Consider the following 15,107-nt stretch of genomic DNA (forward strand, 5'->3'; position numbering starts at 1 on the left):
CGGCGTGAACGCCGTCGACGGATCCGCGTCGTGCAACACCTTCGTGATCGCCGCCGTCAACGTCGTTTTCCCGTGATCGATATGACCGATCGTCCCGATGTTCAGATGCGGCTTGGTCCGCTCGAACTTCGCCTTCGCCATTCGGAACTCTCCGTCGTTTCTCTCGGGGCTGGATCGCCGTGACCGGCGTCGGGGCTGGTAGCGGAGGCGGGACTCGAACCCGCGACCCCACGATTATGAGCCGTGTGCTCTTGCCAACTGAGCTACTCCGCCGAAACGGGGCCTGCACGCACGCGTGCGTGGCCCCCGGAGCCCCCTTACGGAATCGAACCGTAGACCCCTTCCTTACCATGGAAGTGCTCTGCCGTCTGAGCTAAGGGGGCGGCCGGAGAAGGATAGCGGACGCCCCGCGATACCTTCCTTGCCCGTGGACCTGCGCCTGCGTCTCGTCGATCGACGCGACGCCGAGGCGATCCTGGCGATCTACAACCCCGAGGTGCTCGAGTCGACCGTGACGTTCGACCTCGTGCCCCGGAGCCTCGCCGACCAGCTCGCGTGGATCGAGGAGCACTCGGGCGGGCACCCCGCGATCGTCGCGACCGCCGGCGACGAGGTCGTCGGCTTCGGCTCGCTCACGCCGTACCGGCCGCGCGCCGCGTACGCGACGACGGTCGAGGACTCGGTGTACGTGCGCCGCGATCGGCGCGGCAACGGAGTCGGTGCCGCGGTGCTCGAAGAGCTCGTGCGGCTCGGCACCGCGCACGGGTTCCACTCCGCGATCGCGCGCATCGTCGGCAACCACGAGGCGTCGATCGCGCTCCACTCGCGCTGCGGCTTCCAGACCATCGGCGTCGAACGCGAGATCGGGCGCAAGTTCGGCAGGTGGCTCGATGTCGTCTTGATGCAGATCCTGCTCTGACGTCCGGAGCAGTCGGCGGCCGGTCCGACGTTCGCGGCGACCTCGTTGAGCTTGCGCCGGAGTGGCGCGGGAACCTGCGTCGACGCGACGCGGAGCGACAGATCGAACTGCTCGAGCTGCGCGGCGTAGCCGGACGCGCCGTCCCGCGGGACGCATCCCGTCGGTGTTTCCCCGCAGGCAGAAAACGTGGGCCGGGTTGGATTCGAACCAACGTAGCGATAACGCAACGGGTTTACAGCCCGTCCCCTTTGGCCACTCGGGTACCGACCCGGCGCTACGTTAGCAGCGGCCTTCACGAGCTCTTCTGGGAGTGAATCGTCATGCCGTCATTCGACGTCGTCTCCGAAATCGACCAGCAAGAGGTGCGCAACGCGGTCGATCAGACCGCGCGCGAGCTCGCGACGCGCTTCGACTTCAAGGGCACCGACAGCACGGTCGAGCTCAAGGAGCACACGATCGAGCTCGCGTCCGCGAGCGACGATCGGCTCAAGGCGCTCACGCAGGTGCTCGAGGAGAAGCTCGTCAAGCGCAAGGTCTCGCTCAAGGCGCTGACCTACGGCAACGTCGAGGAAGCCGCGAAGGGCAGCGTGCGCCAGACCGCCACGATCAACGTCGGCATCTCCTCGGACAAGGCGCGCGAGATCGGCAAGTACATCAAGGGTCTCGGCCTCAAGGGCGTGCAGCACCAGGTGCAGGGCGAGCAGCTGCGCGTCACCGGCAAGAAGCGCGACGACCTCCAGTCCGCGATCACGTCATTGCGCGAGCACGACTTCGAAGTCCCGCTGCAGTTCACGAACTTCCGCGACTGAGGCCGTTCTCACCGCAGCGCCGGACGCTGTCGGCCGAATGGAGACGCGCGATCGCGGCGCGACCCGGTCGCGACCTACTCGGCCGCGAGTGCGAGGCTCGTGCGGACACGCGCCGCCGCGCGGGCCGGCAACGACGCGACCAGGTTGACGAGCAACACCGCGGCCGGAATCAGCGTGGCGACCGTAACGAGCGGCACGGCGACGCTCGGCCCGACGCCGATCCGCCCCGCGACCGCGAGCCACGCGAACCGGCCGACGACGATCCCGGAGGGCACACCGATCACGAGCCCGACGACCGCGAGCGTCGTCGCCTGCCAAGCGAGAGTCGCCCGCACCTGTCGGCGATCGAAGCCGAGCGCCTTCAGCACCGCGAACTCGGAGCGGCGACGACGGGCGGTCGCGATCAGCGCGTGCGCGACGGCCGCGAGCGCCAGGACGATCATCAGCAGCGCGAGCACCGGTGCGACGCGCGCGGCCGTGCGCAAGCGGTCGATCTCGGGCGGTCGGGTCGGTCCGCCGATCGCCTCGCCGAGGTTGAACGGGACGAGCCGCGCGGTTTCGGCGAAGGCCGGAATCGCAAGGACGCGCCGTTGCAAGGTGTCGACGCTGACTCCGCGATCGAGACGCAGCAGCAGGAACCGCGTCGTCGAGCCGCTGTCGTCGGTGTCGTCGCGGTGCACGGTCGCGTAGCCCTCCGGCGTCACGATCGCGCCGTCGGCGAGGTGCTGCGCGTCGGCGGCGACGAGCGACGGGAACACGGTGCGACCGACCACGCGAAACGTCCGCGCGGCCTTGCCGGCTTCGAGGCGGACCGTGTCGCCGACGCGCTTGTGCAGCGCGTCGAGCGTGTCGCGACCCAGCGCCACCTCGCCGGTCGTCCGCGGCTCACGTCCCGCGACGATCGTCGGTTCGATCTCGCCTCGGATCCCCGTGAACGACCAGAGCACCGTGTCGCGACCATCGATCTCGCTCGACGAGTAGCACAGCGCGCCGATGTCGCCGACGCCGCGCGTCCGGTCGAGACCGCTGGTACCGGTGTTGCATCGCGTCGGCGACGCGATGTCGCGAACCTGCGCATCCCACGTCCACCCGTAGAGCCGGGGCGTGTCGGAGAGGCGCCCGAGCGACGTCGTGAACACGAGCACCGCGGTCACGCCGAGCACACCGAGGGCGGCCCCGACAAACGCCGAACGGACCGGAACCGCATGATCCTCGCGCCCCGGGTCGAACGCCATGCGCACGCCGCTCGCAACCGTCGGCCGCAGGTGCGCGACCGCGAGGGCGTCGATCACCGAACGCGAGCGACGGGTGTCGCGCGGATCGACGCGCGCCGCCCGGACGGCCGTCGCCACGATCAGCCCGAACAGCAGCGCGAGCAGGGCGATCGCACCGAGGCCGAGCACGAGCCAGTCGGCGTGCACGCCGACGTCGGGATCCGCGCGCCGCGCCACGCCGAGGGGGAAGAGCGGCGACAACGCGATCGCACCGACGCCCGCGAACGCGGCGCCGCCGACGCCGACCACGAGCGCGCGCGGGACGCTCACGGCGGCGCGCTCGTTGCGGGTGAGACCGAGCGCGCGCCACGTCGCCTGCTGCTGCCGGACGCGTGAGAAGTCGCGGACGACGACGATGCCGACCGCGAACATGCCCGCGATCGCGGCGACCGCGGCGAAGATCCACAGCGCGGTCGTGAGCACGTCGATGGCGTGCTGCGCGCCCGTGTTCTCCGGCGTCGGGTCGAGGACACGGAACCCGTCGTCCTTCCCGAAGGAACGTTCCGCGATCGCGCGTACCCGCGCGAGATCGGCCGGCCCACCAGGCACCGCGACGCGAAGGTCGAAGGCGAACGAGACGATCTTGCTCTCGTACGCACGCCGGAAGGCCTCGGTCAGCGAGACGATGCCGCCACCGGCGGCGAGATCGCTGAGGTCCGCGGGGCGCCGCACGATGCCGACGATGCGCAATCGGGGGTGCGGGTTCGAGGCGACCGGTGTGAAGTTGCCCCGCTCGACCTGCGCGGGCGTCAACGTGATCGTGTCGATGACACTGCCGATGGTGAGCTGCGTCTGCTTCGCGAACGCCTCGCCGATCGTCACCTCGTCGGGCGCGTTCGGGTCGGCCAACCGACCCTTGACGAGGCGCGGTCGGTCGACGACGGTGCCCCAGGTTCCGTCCTCGTCGGTCGCGAACGAGACGTTCGGTCGTTGCACCGCGGTGATCCCGAACACGCGGATCACACCGGCCCGGGTCACGCGCGCACGTCGTTCGAACTCGTGGATCCGCGCCTCGCTGTCGACGCCGATGTTGAGCTCGAGATTGGTCGTGCCGCTCACGACGTTGAAGCGGCGCAAGGACGCGTTGCTGCGGCGCGCACCCGCGACCGCCGCGAGCACGATCGACCCGACGACACCGACGAGTACGACGATGGCAATCGTCGCGACGCGCCGCCGGCGCAAGTCGTTGACGGCCAGCCAGCCGATGGGCCCACCCATGCGCTGTCACTGTTGCCCGTCATCGCGCGCGCCGACAATGTGGCGCGCACCCAGCGGCGAGGGGTAGTAGCACCCTGCTTCGCCGTTCCCAGGAGATCGGACGGGTCGCTTCGCTCGGGCGCGACCGACCGGAAGGGTCAGTCCAGCTCGAACGGTGGATACACGTCGTTCAGGAGCAGGAAGTACGACTGGACGCGGACACTCCAGCGCATCAGCTTGACGATGAAATCGCGCAGACCCTCGGGCCAGCGGCCGGTGAACAGCACCGCGAAGAACGCGATGACCGCCGCGATCCACCCGCCGATCGCGAGGATCGCGAGCACGATGAGGTGCGGGATCACGAGGATGATCCGGAAGAACACCGTCAGCCGGTTGCGGTCGGTGAGCTGCGGCAGGAAGTCGACGCGCACGCGCGGGTCGTCGCCGGGATCCGCGGCGCTGGTCTCGAACGAGAACGGCGGGTACTCCTCGCGCATGAACAGCACGTACGTGTAGGTACGGACCGTGTAGCGGATGTACATCGCCTGCACACCGGCGAGCCCTTCCGGCAGCTTGCCGGTGAACAAGATCAACAGCCACGACACGAAGCCGACGACCTCGGACACGAACTGCAACACGTACAGCACGATGAGGTGCGGGATCGCCATGAACACATGGCCGATCGCCCGCCAGTTCGCGACCTGCTCCGGCGCGTCGATCGCGAACGTGGCCGGGTACGCGCTGCTCGGTGCCTGCATGGTCCCACCCCCAAGTCGCCCGAGACCGTAGCGCTCGCGATCACCGCCCGGAAGGTTCCCGGGCGGCGGTGATCGGACGGCGGGTTCGCTACTGGGCGCGCAGGCGGGCGACCCGGTCGGCCGTCGGCGGGTGGCTCGAGTAGAAGTTCGCGAACTTGACCTTGCGGCCCGTGAACGGGTTGATGATGTACGCCGTCGCGTGCGCGGGGTCGACGTCCATCGGCACCTGCCGCGCGTAGCTCTCGATCTTCAGCAGCGCGTTCGCGAGCGGCTCGCCCGTGCCGATGAGCTCGGCGCCGCTGCGGTCGGCTTCGTACTCACGCGAACGCGAGAGCGCCATCTGCAGAAGGCCGGCCGCGATCGGAGCGAGGATCGCCATCGCGAGCACACCGAAGATGTTCTCGTCGCGGCTGCGGCCACCGCCGCCGAAGATCGCGCCCCACATCACCATGCGGGCGAGGAACGTGATCGCGAGCGCGACGGTCGCGGCGACCGAGCCGATGAGGATGTCGTGGTTGCGCACGTGCGAGATCTCGTGTGCGAGCACGCCGCGCAGCTCGTCCTGATCGACGACCTGGAGCAGACCCTGCGTGACCGCGACCGCCGCGTGGTGCTCGTTGCGGCCGGTCGCGAAGGCGTTGGGCTGCGAAGCCGGCGCGATGTAGATCGACGGCATCGGCATGGCGGCCCGCTGGGTGAGATCACGGACGATGGCGTAGAGCTGCGGTGCTTCCTGCTCCGTGACCGGCTTGGCGCGAGCGGCCTTCACGGCCACCTTGTCGCTGAACCAGTAGGAGCCACCGACGAAGACGAGGCCGAGGACCAGGCCGATGATCAGCCCACCCTGGCCGAAGAACGAACCGACACCGAGGAACAGTGCGCCGAGAACGGTGAGCAGTACGACGGTCTTGGTCGTGTTCTTGAGCATGTCCGATCACCTTGTTCACGGTTGGGTCGAGCCGCACAACACGGGCCCATGTGAAGACGTTCCCAAAGGGTACGAGCCGGGCGCCCGAGCACTCCGCCGCTCTCAGTATCGGCTCAGCGGTCCTTGCCTGAGCGCGCGCGGCGCGAGCGGCGCGGCCTCGCGTGGGGCCTGAGGCGTCGAGGAGGGCGAGCTTGCGAGCCCGGACCAACAGATCAGTCGTAATAACCGGAGTGGACGTAGAGGCACGGGATGTTCTCGGAGCGGAACATCTCGACGTTACGGCGGTCGTCTTCGAAGGCGAGCTTCGGGTCGAAGCCCGCGTGTCGCAGCTCCCAGACCGTCGCCTGCTTGAAGTCGCGCGACAGGTCGTAGTCGCCCCACGGACGCATCACGAGCAGGTCCCACCGGATCTGGTACCGGCGCAACCACGCCTCGGTGACCTCGTGCACGCGGTGCGGGCGCGCGGTGAGCAGCACGATGCGCAGGTTCGGCTCGAGCAGGTCGAGCAGGCCGCGCACTTCTTCGATGACGGGGTCCTCACCGCACGCGTCGAAGAACGCGCGCCAGTTCGCGCGCGGCGCCTCGATGTAGTGCTGGCGCGTCGACGCATCGGACAGCACGCCGTCGATGTCGACGACGACCGCCGCGCCGGGTTCGACCGGTCCGTCGCGCCAGGTCCAGTGCTCGGGGATGTATCGCAAGCGCGCGCCGCTCACCCTTCGTCGGGGCCGGCGGCGAGGTAGCGCGCCTTGATGCTGTCGACGATGCCGGGATCGGCGAGCGTCGTCGTGTCACCGAGCGCCTGATCCTCCGCGACGTTGCGGAGCAGCCGGCGCATGATCTTGCCCGAGCGCGTCTTCGGCAGCTCCTCGGTGAAGAGCAACGACTTCGGCTTCGCGATCGGACCGATGAGCTTGGCGACGTGGTCGCGCAGCTCTTCGGCGAGCGCGTCGCTCGGCTCCATGTGCCCGCGCAGGATGACGAACGCGGCGATCGCCTGACCGCTCGTCGGGTCGGCGCGCCCGACGACCGCGGCCTCCGCGACCGCGGGGTGGTCGACGAGCGCGGACTCGACCTCGGTCGTAGAGATGTTGTGACCGGCGACGAGCATGATGTCGTCGACGCGACCGAGCAGCCAGAAATAGCCTTCGTCGTCGCGCTTCGCACCGTCGCCCGCGAAGTACTTGCCTTCGTAGGTGCTCCAGTAGGTGGTGCGGTAGCGCTCGGGATCGCCCCACACGCCGCGCAACATCGACGGCCACGGTCGCTCGAGCACGAGGTAACCGCCGCCCGGGATGCCGACCTCCTTGCCCGCGTCGTCGACGATGTTCGCGGCGATGCCGGGCAGCGGGAAAGTCGCGCTGCCGGGCTTCAACGTCGTCGCGCCGGGCAGCGCGCTGATCATGATCGCGCCGGTCTCCGTCTGCCACCACGTGTCGACGACGGGACAGCGACCGCCGCCGATCGTCTGCCAGTACCAGACCCAGGCCTCGGGGTTGATCGGCTCGCCGACGGTACCGATCACGCGCAGCGACGACATGTCGTGCTTCGCGGGCTCGGCGTCGCCCCACTTCATGAATGTCCGGATCGCGGTCGGCGCGGTGTAGAAGATCGTGACCTCGTACTTCTCGACGATCGACCAGAAGCGCTCGCGGTCCGGGTAGTCGGGCGTTCCCTCGTACATCACGCTCGTCGCGCGGTTCGCGAGCGGCCCGTAGACGATGTACGAGTGCCCGGTGACCCAGCCGATGTCGGCGGTGCACCAGTAGACGTCGGTGTCCGGCTTCAGATCGAACACGTACTTGTGTGTGAACGCGACCTGCGTGAGGTAGCCGCCGGTCGTGTGCATGATGCCCTTGGGCTTGCCGGTCGTGCCGCTCGTGTAGAGCAGGAACAGCAGGTCTTCGGCGTCCATCGACTCGGGCGCGCACTCGCTCGACTGCTGCGGGACGATGTCGTGGTACCAGACGTCGCGCTTCGCATCGAACGCGACGTCGTGCCCGGTGCGCTTCAGCACGAGCACGCGCTCGATGCTCGGCGTCTCCGTGAGCGCTTCGTCGGCGATCTCCTTGAGCGGCACGATCGATCCGCGCCGCCACGCGCCGTCGCCCGTGATGAGCACGGTCGCTTCCGCGTCGTTGATGCGGTCCTTGAGCGACTGCGCGGAGAAGCCGCCGAACACGACGGAGTGCGCGGCGCCGATTCGCGCGCAGGCGAGCAACGAGATCGCGAGCTCGGGCACCATCCCGAGGTACACCGCAACGCGGTCGCCCTGCTTCACGCCGAGCGACTTCAGCGCGTTCGCGAGCCGGCAGGTCTCCGCGAGCATGTCGGCGTACGTGAGCACGCGCGTGTCGCCGGGCTCCCCCTCCCAGTAGAACGCGACCTGGTCGCCGTGGCCCGCGGCGACGTGGCGGTCGAGGCAGTTGTACGACACGTTGAGGCGACCGCCGACGAACCATTTCGCGAACGGCAGGTCCCAGTCGAGGATCGACGTCCACTCCTGATCCCAGTCGAGCGCGAGCGCCTGGCGGGCCCAGAAGCCCTGCCAGTCGCGGTCGGCGTCGGCGTAGAGGTCGGTGCCGCTGACGAGCGCCTGCTTGCGGAACTCCTCGGACGGCGGGAACGTGCGCCCTTCCTGGAGCAGGGCCTCGAGCGCCTCCGTCATGGATGTCCCTCCGTTCGCCGTAACCGGCCCAAAACTATCCGTCGCGGGTGCGCGGTCAGCTCGTGAACCGAGTCGAAGCTCCGTGCCGCGACGAGCAAGCACGCGACCGTGTTACCGCCTCCGCGGGCGCGTTCCCTTCGAGAGCACGACGACTCGGTGCGCACCGAGCCCTGCGGGATCCGTGAGCGCGGCGGCCTGCGGCGCGCGGCTGCGCCCTTCGAGCGCGACGAGATCACCGACCGCGGCGCGCGCCTCCCAGGTGTCGCGCCCGTCGGCGACGGCCGCGTCGATGCCGAGCTCGGCGAGCCAATCGGCCTGCGTGACGTCGCGCTCGACCGTGAATCCGGCGTCGGCGGCGGCGTGGTGCAGCTGCTCGACGACGACGTCGGACACGAGGTCGCGCGAGCCGGGATCGACGAGCGGCTCCCCACTCCGCGCGTGGCCGCGGTACGTGCGCAACCACGCAGATTCGCCGCGTGCGAGCACGCCCGCGGCGGTATCCATCGTGTCGAGGAGCACGACGAACCCGTGGTGCAGTGTCGCCGACGCGCGCCGGATCCACTCGTCGATGCCGCGCGGGATCGGCAGCCGCGCGCCGACCGCGACGTCGAGACCGTGCGTGACACGCCCGAGTGCGGCGGCGTCGGTCGCGCGCGCGGGCACGACCATCTCGACGAAGCGGTCGTCGTCGAGCGCGACGCGTACCTCGGCCCATCCCGCGGCGGTGAAGACGGCGATTCCGAACGGCAGGTTGTCGAGCAGCTCGTTCGCGAAGACGACACCGTCGACTTCCACGCCGGGAAGCTCGTCGAGCGCGGTGACGACGGGACCGCTCGCGGGTACCGGTACCGAGGCGTCGGCGCCGTCGGGTGCGGCCGCGAACGGGCCGAACGCCTCGTCCGGCGGCTCGAGTCGGAGCCGCTCGCGTTGCGCGTCGCGCAGCGCGGGCGAGCGTTCGACGAGCACGTATCGCAGCGCGCGCAGACACGCGGGCGTGGCGCGCAGCACGTCGGACGCGAGCCGGCCCCGACCCGCGCCGGCCTCGACGACGACGAACGGATCCGGACGTTCGAGCGCGTCCCACCAACCGTCGATCGCGGTCGCGACGAGCGCGCCGAACAGCGGACCGACTTCGGGACTCGTGATGAAGTCGGCCGTGTCGCGTCCCGCGCCGCGGCCCGACGCGAAGAAGCCCCCGGCGCCGTAGAGCGCGTGCTCGACGAACACGTCGAAGGGCACGGGGCCCTCGCGGCGGATCAGCCGGGCGAGCGAGGCAGCCGGCCCGTCCATGTGGTCGTTACGTCAGGAGACGAATCGCGTCGCGAGGTCGCCGACGCGTGCGAACAGCTCCGGGTACACGCCGACGACGAGCACGGCCGCGGTCGTGAGCGCGATCGACGCGCCGAGTGCGGGCGGCAGGTTCGTCTGCACGCGGCCACCGCCGTCGGCCGGCTCGCGGAACCACATCTGCCGGATCACGCCCGCGTAGTAGAAGAACGCGATCACCGAGTTCACCGCCGCGATGATCGCGAGCACCACCGCCCAGTGGTTGCTCGACCCGGCCTGGATGATGGCCCGGAACATCACGAACTTGGCGTACCAGCCCGCGAGCGGCGGGATGCCGGCAAGCGAGGCGAGGAAGATCGTCATCGCCACCGCGAGACCCGGCGACGTGCTGAACAGGCCCGCGTAGCTGTCGATCTCCGCGGAACGCGTGCGGCGCGCCACCGCGATGAGCACGGCGAAGGCGCCGAGGTTCATCGCGCCGTAGATGAGCAGGTACACGATCGTCGCCTCGAACGACGACGTGCGCACGTCGTTCGTGCGGGCGATGCCGTAGGCCGCGAACGGCACGAGCAGGAAGCCGCCCTGCGCGATCGACGAGTAGGCGAGCATGCGGACGAGATTGGTCTGGCGCAGCGCGGCGAGGTTGCCGAGCGTCATCGACAGTGCGGCGAGGATCGCGATGACCCACCACCACGCCTTGCCGTCGTTGCCGAAGCCGAAGAAGACGATGTTCAGCATCGCCACGAAGCCGCCGGCCTTCGACGCGACCGAGAGGAACGCGGTGACCGGAGTCGGCGCGCCGTCGTACGTGTCCGGCGCCCAGAAGTGGAACGGCACCGCGCTCACCTTGAACGCGAAGCCGACGAGCGAGAGGAAGATCGCGACCGTGAGCAGCGCGGGCGCATGGTGGTGCGTGCCGATCCAGTGCGAGATGCCGGAGAGGGTCGTCGCTCCGGTGAGCCCGAAGATCAACGACATGCCGTAGAGCATCACCGCCGACGACAGCACACCGATCAGGTAGTACTTGATGCCCGCCTCGTTCGACCGGCGGTCGTGCTTGCGATAGCCGGCGAGCACGTAGGTGGGGATCGAGATGGTCTCGAGCGCCACGAACAACGTGATGAGGTCGCGTGCCGACGCCATGATGCTCATGCCGAGCACGGCCGTGAGCAGCAGGAAATAGAACTCGTTCTGCGAGTAGTCGCCCTCGGCGATGTAGTCGGCGGAGAGCAGGATCGTCAGGTAGGCGACGATCAGGAAGAAGCCCTTGAGCGCGAGCGCGTAGTTGTCGACCGCGTAGGCGCCGCCGAACAGCAGGCGGTTGTGGCCGTCGGCCCCGAGCGTGAACACCGGGACGAGCGCGCCGAGCACACCGAGCGCGGCGATGCGCGACGACTGCCACCGCGCGCGGCCCGGCGCGAGCAGGTCCACGAGCAGCACGATGATGATCGTCCCCGTGAGGACGACATCGGGCGCGAGTGCGTGCCAATCGACGTGTGGATTCACGAACTCATCACCGCACGATCGCCTTGCCGATCGCCGTCGTCATCGGGTGCACCGCGACGTCGGAGATCTTGAACAGCAGGTTCGGGTAGATGCCGAGCACGAGGATGAGAACCAGCATCGGGGTCCACGCGATCCACTCGGCGATTCCGACGTCGTGGATGTGCGCGGACGCGAACTCCTCGCGCACCGTGCCGAACGCCACCTTCTGCAGCATGAAGAGCAGATAGCCCGCAGCGAACACGGTGCCGACCGCGGCGACGACCATGAACGTCCGGAAGATGGGCTCGCTCAGCGGCGCCGCGGGCGAGAACGCCGACAGGATCGCGGGGAACTCACCCCAGAAGCCGGCGAGGCCGGGCAGACCGAGCGACGCCATCACGCAGAAGCCGAGGATCCAGCCCATCTTCGGCGCCTGCAGCAACAGACCGCCGAGCCGACTCATCTCGCGCGTCTTGAAGTTGTGCTGCACCGAGCCGGCGAGGAAGAAGAGCATGCCGGTGATGAGGCCGTGCGCGACCATGCCGAAGATCGCGGCGTTGATGCCGAACGACGTGAGCGACGCGATGCCGAGCATCACGAAGCCCATGTGCGCGATCGACGAGAACGCGATGAGACGTTTCATGTCTGTCTGCGCGAGGCAGTTCAACGCGCCGTAGATGATGCCGATCACGGCGAGCAGTCCGATCCACGGTGCCCAGGTGCGCGCCGCGACCGGGAGCACCGGCAACGCGATCCGTACGAAGCCGTACGTACCGAGCTTCAGCAGGATCGCGGCCAGCAGCACGGAGCCGACGGTCGGCGCCTCCGTGTGCGCGTCCGGGAGCCAGGTATGGAAGGGGAACATCGGCACCTTGATCGCGAAGCCGATGAACAGGCCGCCGAAGATCAGAACCTGCGTGCTGTGCACGAGACCCGCGCCGTGCGCCTTCGCGAGCGTCGGGATGTCGAACGTGTGGTGCATCGCTCCGTGCGTGACCGCGGTCACGTCGACCTTGAAGTAGAGCGCGAGGAAGCTCAGCAGCATCAGCGCGGAGCCGAACATCGTGAACAGGAAGAACTTGATCGACGCGTATTCCTTGTTGGGTCCGCCCCAGACCCCGATCATGAAGAACATCGGGAGCAGGACCAACTCGAAGAAGATGAAGAAGAGGATGAGGTCCTGCGCGACGAACGTGCCGTTCATGCCCGTCTCGAGCAGGAGCAGCAGCGCGAGGAACGCCTTCGGGTTGTGCGGGTCGGGGAAGTGGTTCCACGAGTAGACGACGCACAGCAGGCTGATGAACGGCGAGAGCGCGAGCAGCGGCAACGAGATGCCGTCGACCGCGACGTGGTAGCGGCTGTTGATGACGTCGATCCAGCTCTTGTTCACGTCGAACTGGAGGCCGGGGTGGCCGGCGCCGTAGTGGTAGCGGGCGAGCACCCCGATCGTGAGGCCGAGCGTGACGAGCGTGGTGAGCAACGTCGTCACCTTGATCGCCTGCTCGTCCTCGCGGGGGATCAGCAGCAGGAGTGCCATGCCCACGACGGGCACGAACACCACCAGTGTCAGCGCCCAGGAATCGAACCAGTTCATCGGACGAGAACCCCTCCGGTCAGTGCGCGATCCAGAGGAAGACGCTGAACAGCGCCACCCCGGAGAACATCATGAGTGCGTACCACTGCAAACGGCCGGTCTCGACCGACCGGGCCGCTCCACCCGCGTCGCCCGTGCCGACCGCGATGCCGTTGACGATCCCGTCGACGCCGCGCTGGTCGAGGATGTCGTACGTGAAGCGCGCGACCGCGAGCGAGCCGCGTCCGACGCCGTTGAGCACCGCGTCGATGACGTGCTGGTTGATCCAGTACGACGCGTCGGCGATCGGACCCTTGATCGAACGGACGATGACGTCGGTGTAGAGGACGTCGAGGTAGTACTTGTTGACGAGGAACGTCTTGCCGGCGCGCGCGGCCGCGCTCTTCTCGGTGAAGTTCACGAGCCCCTGGTTGCGCCAGTAGAACGCGTAGCCCGCGTACACACCGAGCAGCGCGATCGCGACCGAGATGCCCGCCGCGCCCCAGCTGAACGCGGGGTGCAGCAGGTCGGGGAAGGCGACGCGTGGCTCGAACCACTCCTTGAACTTCTCGATGTGGAACGCCTCGGCGTTGAGGAAGCCCGCGGTCACCGCGAAGAACGACAGGACCCAGAGCGGCCCGGTGATCGCGAGCGGCGACTCGTGCGGCTCGTGCGCGTGCACGTCGTGGGTCGCGTGCGTGTCGTGCGCGTCGGCGGCGACCGCGTGGCCGTGGTCGTCGGCGTGGCCGCCGCGGTACTCGCCGAAGAACGTGAGGTACACGCAGCGGGTCATGTACGCGGCGGTCATGAACGCGCCGATCAGGCCGACGACCATGAAGAACGTGTATCCGCTCTTCCCCGCGGTCACGAGGATCTCGTCCTTCGACCAGAAGCCCGCGAGCGGGAAGATCCCCGCGAGCGCGATCGATCCGATGACGAACGTTGCGAACGTCTGCGGCATCTTCGTGCGCAGACCGCCCATGTCCTTCTTCATGTCGAACGAGTGGTGCGAGCCCGAGTGGCTCACCGATCCCGCGCCGAGGAAGAGGTCGGCCTTGAAGAAGGCGTGCGTGAAGAGGTGGAAGATCGCGGCGATCCACGCGCCGACGCCGAGCCCCATCACCATGTAACCGAGCTGGCTGATCGTCGAGTACGCGAGGACCTTCTTGATGTCGTCCTGCACGAACGCGAGCCCGGCCCCGATGATGATCGTCACGCCGCCGATCGCCGACATCATGTTGACGCCGCCGTGCCCGATCGAGAAGCCCTCGAAGAAGACCGGATACAGGCGCGCACCGAGGTACACACCCGCGACCACCATCGTGGCCGCGTGGATCAGCGCCGACACCGGTGTGGGGCCCGCCATCGCGTCGGGCAACCAGGTGTGGAGCGGGAACTGACCGCTCTTGCCGATGATGGCGCACATCAACGCGATCGCGCACATGAGCAGGAGCAGGTGGCTGACCTTGCCCGAGAGCGCGGCGTTGTTGAGGGCGAGGATGTTGAACGACGGCGTGCCCGTCGCGCGACCCACGATGAAGTAGGTCATGATCACGCCGGTCAGCAGGCCGATGTCGCCGGTGCGCGTGGTGAGGAACGCCTTCAGCGCGGCGTCGGAGTTCGGCTTCTCCTCCCACCAGTGCCCGATGAGCATGAACGAGCAGAGACCGACGAGCTCCCAACCGGCGAGCAGCTGGAGCGTGTTGTTCGCGACGACGAGCACGAGCATCGACGCGGTGAAGAGGCTGAGGCACGCGAAGAAGTAGGTGTAGCGGCGATCCCCGCGCATGTACTCGGTCGAGTAGATGTGCACGAGCAGCGAGATCGTCGTGACGACGAACATCATCATCACGGCGAGGCCGTCGATCTGGATGCCGACGTCGAACTTGATGCCGCCGCTCTGGAACCACGTGAGCGAGTGGACGATCGGCTGCACCGGCGCGAGGTGCTCGCCGCTGCTCGTCGCCGCGAGCTTGAGGCTCGACGCGAAGGCCTTGACGGTGCCGAGCGCGCCCGAGGCGTCGGAGGCCTGGTTGACGCGGTGGATCCACTGGAACAGCGCGCCGACCGAGAGCACCCACGACGCGCCGAGCGCGACGATCCCGATCTCGGATCCGCCCTTCGGGAAGCGCTTGCCGAAGAACAGGATGATCGCGAACGACACCGCCGGGATCAGCGGCACCAACCATGCGTGGTCGAGGAAGAACAC

At 68.5% G+C, this 15,107-nt stretch carries 12 protein-coding genes and 3 tRNA genes; 2 read left to right on the top strand and 13 right to left on the bottom strand.

Annotated elements, in window-relative coordinates:
• From VH914_00005 to VH914_00015, 3 genes are all read right to left on the bottom strand, one after another.
• Positions 1-141, bottom strand: a 141-nt coding sequence (locus VH914_00005) for a GTP-binding protein (protein ID HEX4489568.1), incomplete at its 3' end; no start/stop codon positions are given.
• Between the two features lie 55 nt (positions 142-196).
• Positions 197-273: transfer RNA gene (locus tag VH914_00010), tRNA-Met, on the bottom strand.
• Between the two features lie 37 nt (positions 274-310).
• Positions 311-383: transfer RNA gene (locus VH914_00015), tRNA-Thr, on the bottom strand.
• 44 nt (positions 384-427) lie between these two features.
• Here VH914_00015 and VH914_00020 point away from each other — a divergent pair.
• Positions 428-919: a GNAT family N-acetyltransferase gene (locus VH914_00020; protein ID HEX4489569.1), complete on the top strand. Its 492-nt coding sequence runs from the start codon at positions 428-430 to the stop codon at positions 917-919.
• Between the two features lie 187 nt (positions 920-1,106).
• On the opposite strand, the gene VH914_00025 is transcribed toward VH914_00020, so the two are convergent.
• Positions 1,107-1,189 (bottom strand) — tRNA-Tyr (locus VH914_00025).
• A 50-nt stretch (positions 1,190-1,239) separates the two neighbouring features.
• Between VH914_00025 and VH914_00030 the strand changes: the two genes are divergently transcribed.
• Entirely contained in the window at positions 1,240-1,728 is a 489-nt protein-coding gene (locus VH914_00030) for a YajQ family cyclic di-GMP-binding protein (GenBank protein ID HEX4489570.1), read from the top strand.
• A 74-nt stretch (positions 1,729-1,802) separates the two neighbouring features.
• Here VH914_00030 and VH914_00035 read toward each other — a convergent pair whose 3' ends face one another.
• The 9 genes from VH914_00035 to VH914_00075 form a co-directional block, all read right to left on the bottom strand.
• Entirely contained in the window at positions 1,803-4,220 is a 2,418-nt protein-coding gene (locus tag VH914_00035; GenBank protein ID HEX4489571.1) for an ABC transporter permease, read from the bottom strand.
• A gap of 137 nt (positions 4,221-4,357) precedes the next feature.
• Entirely contained in the window at positions 4,358-4,957 is a 600-nt protein-coding gene (locus VH914_00040; protein ID HEX4489572.1) for a DUF4389 domain-containing protein, read from the bottom strand.
• Between the two features lie 88 nt (positions 4,958-5,045).
• Positions 5,046-5,885, bottom strand: a complete 840-nt coding sequence (locus VH914_00045; GenBank protein ID HEX4489573.1) for a zinc metalloprotease HtpX — start codon at positions 5,883-5,885, stop codon at positions 5,046-5,048.
• Positions 5,886-6,097: 212 nt separating this feature from the next.
• Positions 6,098-6,601 carry a hypothetical protein gene (locus tag VH914_00050; GenBank protein ID HEX4489574.1) on the bottom strand — a complete coding sequence of 168 codons (504 nt, stop codon included), beginning with the start codon at positions 6,599-6,601 and terminating at the stop codon, positions 6,098-6,100.
• Positions 6,598-8,553, bottom strand: a complete 1,956-nt coding sequence (gene acs, locus VH914_00055; GenBank protein ID HEX4489575.1) for an acetate--CoA ligase — start codon at positions 8,551-8,553, stop codon at positions 6,598-6,600. Before acs ends, VH914_00050 begins: the two co-directional genes overlap by 4 nt.
• A 111-nt stretch (positions 8,554-8,664) precedes the next feature.
• A complete protein-coding gene (locus tag VH914_00060) occupies positions 8,665-9,843 on the bottom strand; it encodes an SAM-dependent methyltransferase (protein HEX4489576.1) in 1,179 nt (392 codons plus the stop codon).
• Positions 9,844-9,855: 12 nt separating this feature from the next.
• On the bottom strand, positions 9,856-11,346 hold the full coding sequence (locus VH914_00065; protein HEX4489577.1) for an NADH-quinone oxidoreductase subunit N: 1,491 nt from the start codon (positions 11,344-11,346) through the stop codon (positions 9,856-9,858).
• A gap of 7 nt (positions 11,347-11,353) precedes the next feature.
• Positions 11,354-12,919 (bottom strand): NADH-quinone oxidoreductase subunit M, encoded by a 1,566-nt coding sequence (locus VH914_00070; GenBank protein HEX4489578.1) that lies wholly within the window; start codon positions 12,917-12,919, stop codon positions 11,354-11,356.
• Between the two features lie 19 nt (positions 12,920-12,938).
• Positions 12,939-15,107 carry an NADH-quinone oxidoreductase subunit L gene (locus VH914_00075; protein ID HEX4489579.1) on the bottom strand — a complete coding sequence of 723 codons (2,169 nt, stop codon included), beginning with the start codon at positions 15,105-15,107 and terminating at the stop codon, positions 12,939-12,941.

The organism is Acidimicrobiia bacterium, assembly GCA_036271555.1.
Classification (GTDB): Bacteria; Actinomycetota; Acidimicrobiia; order IMCC26256; family PALSA-610; genus DATBAK01.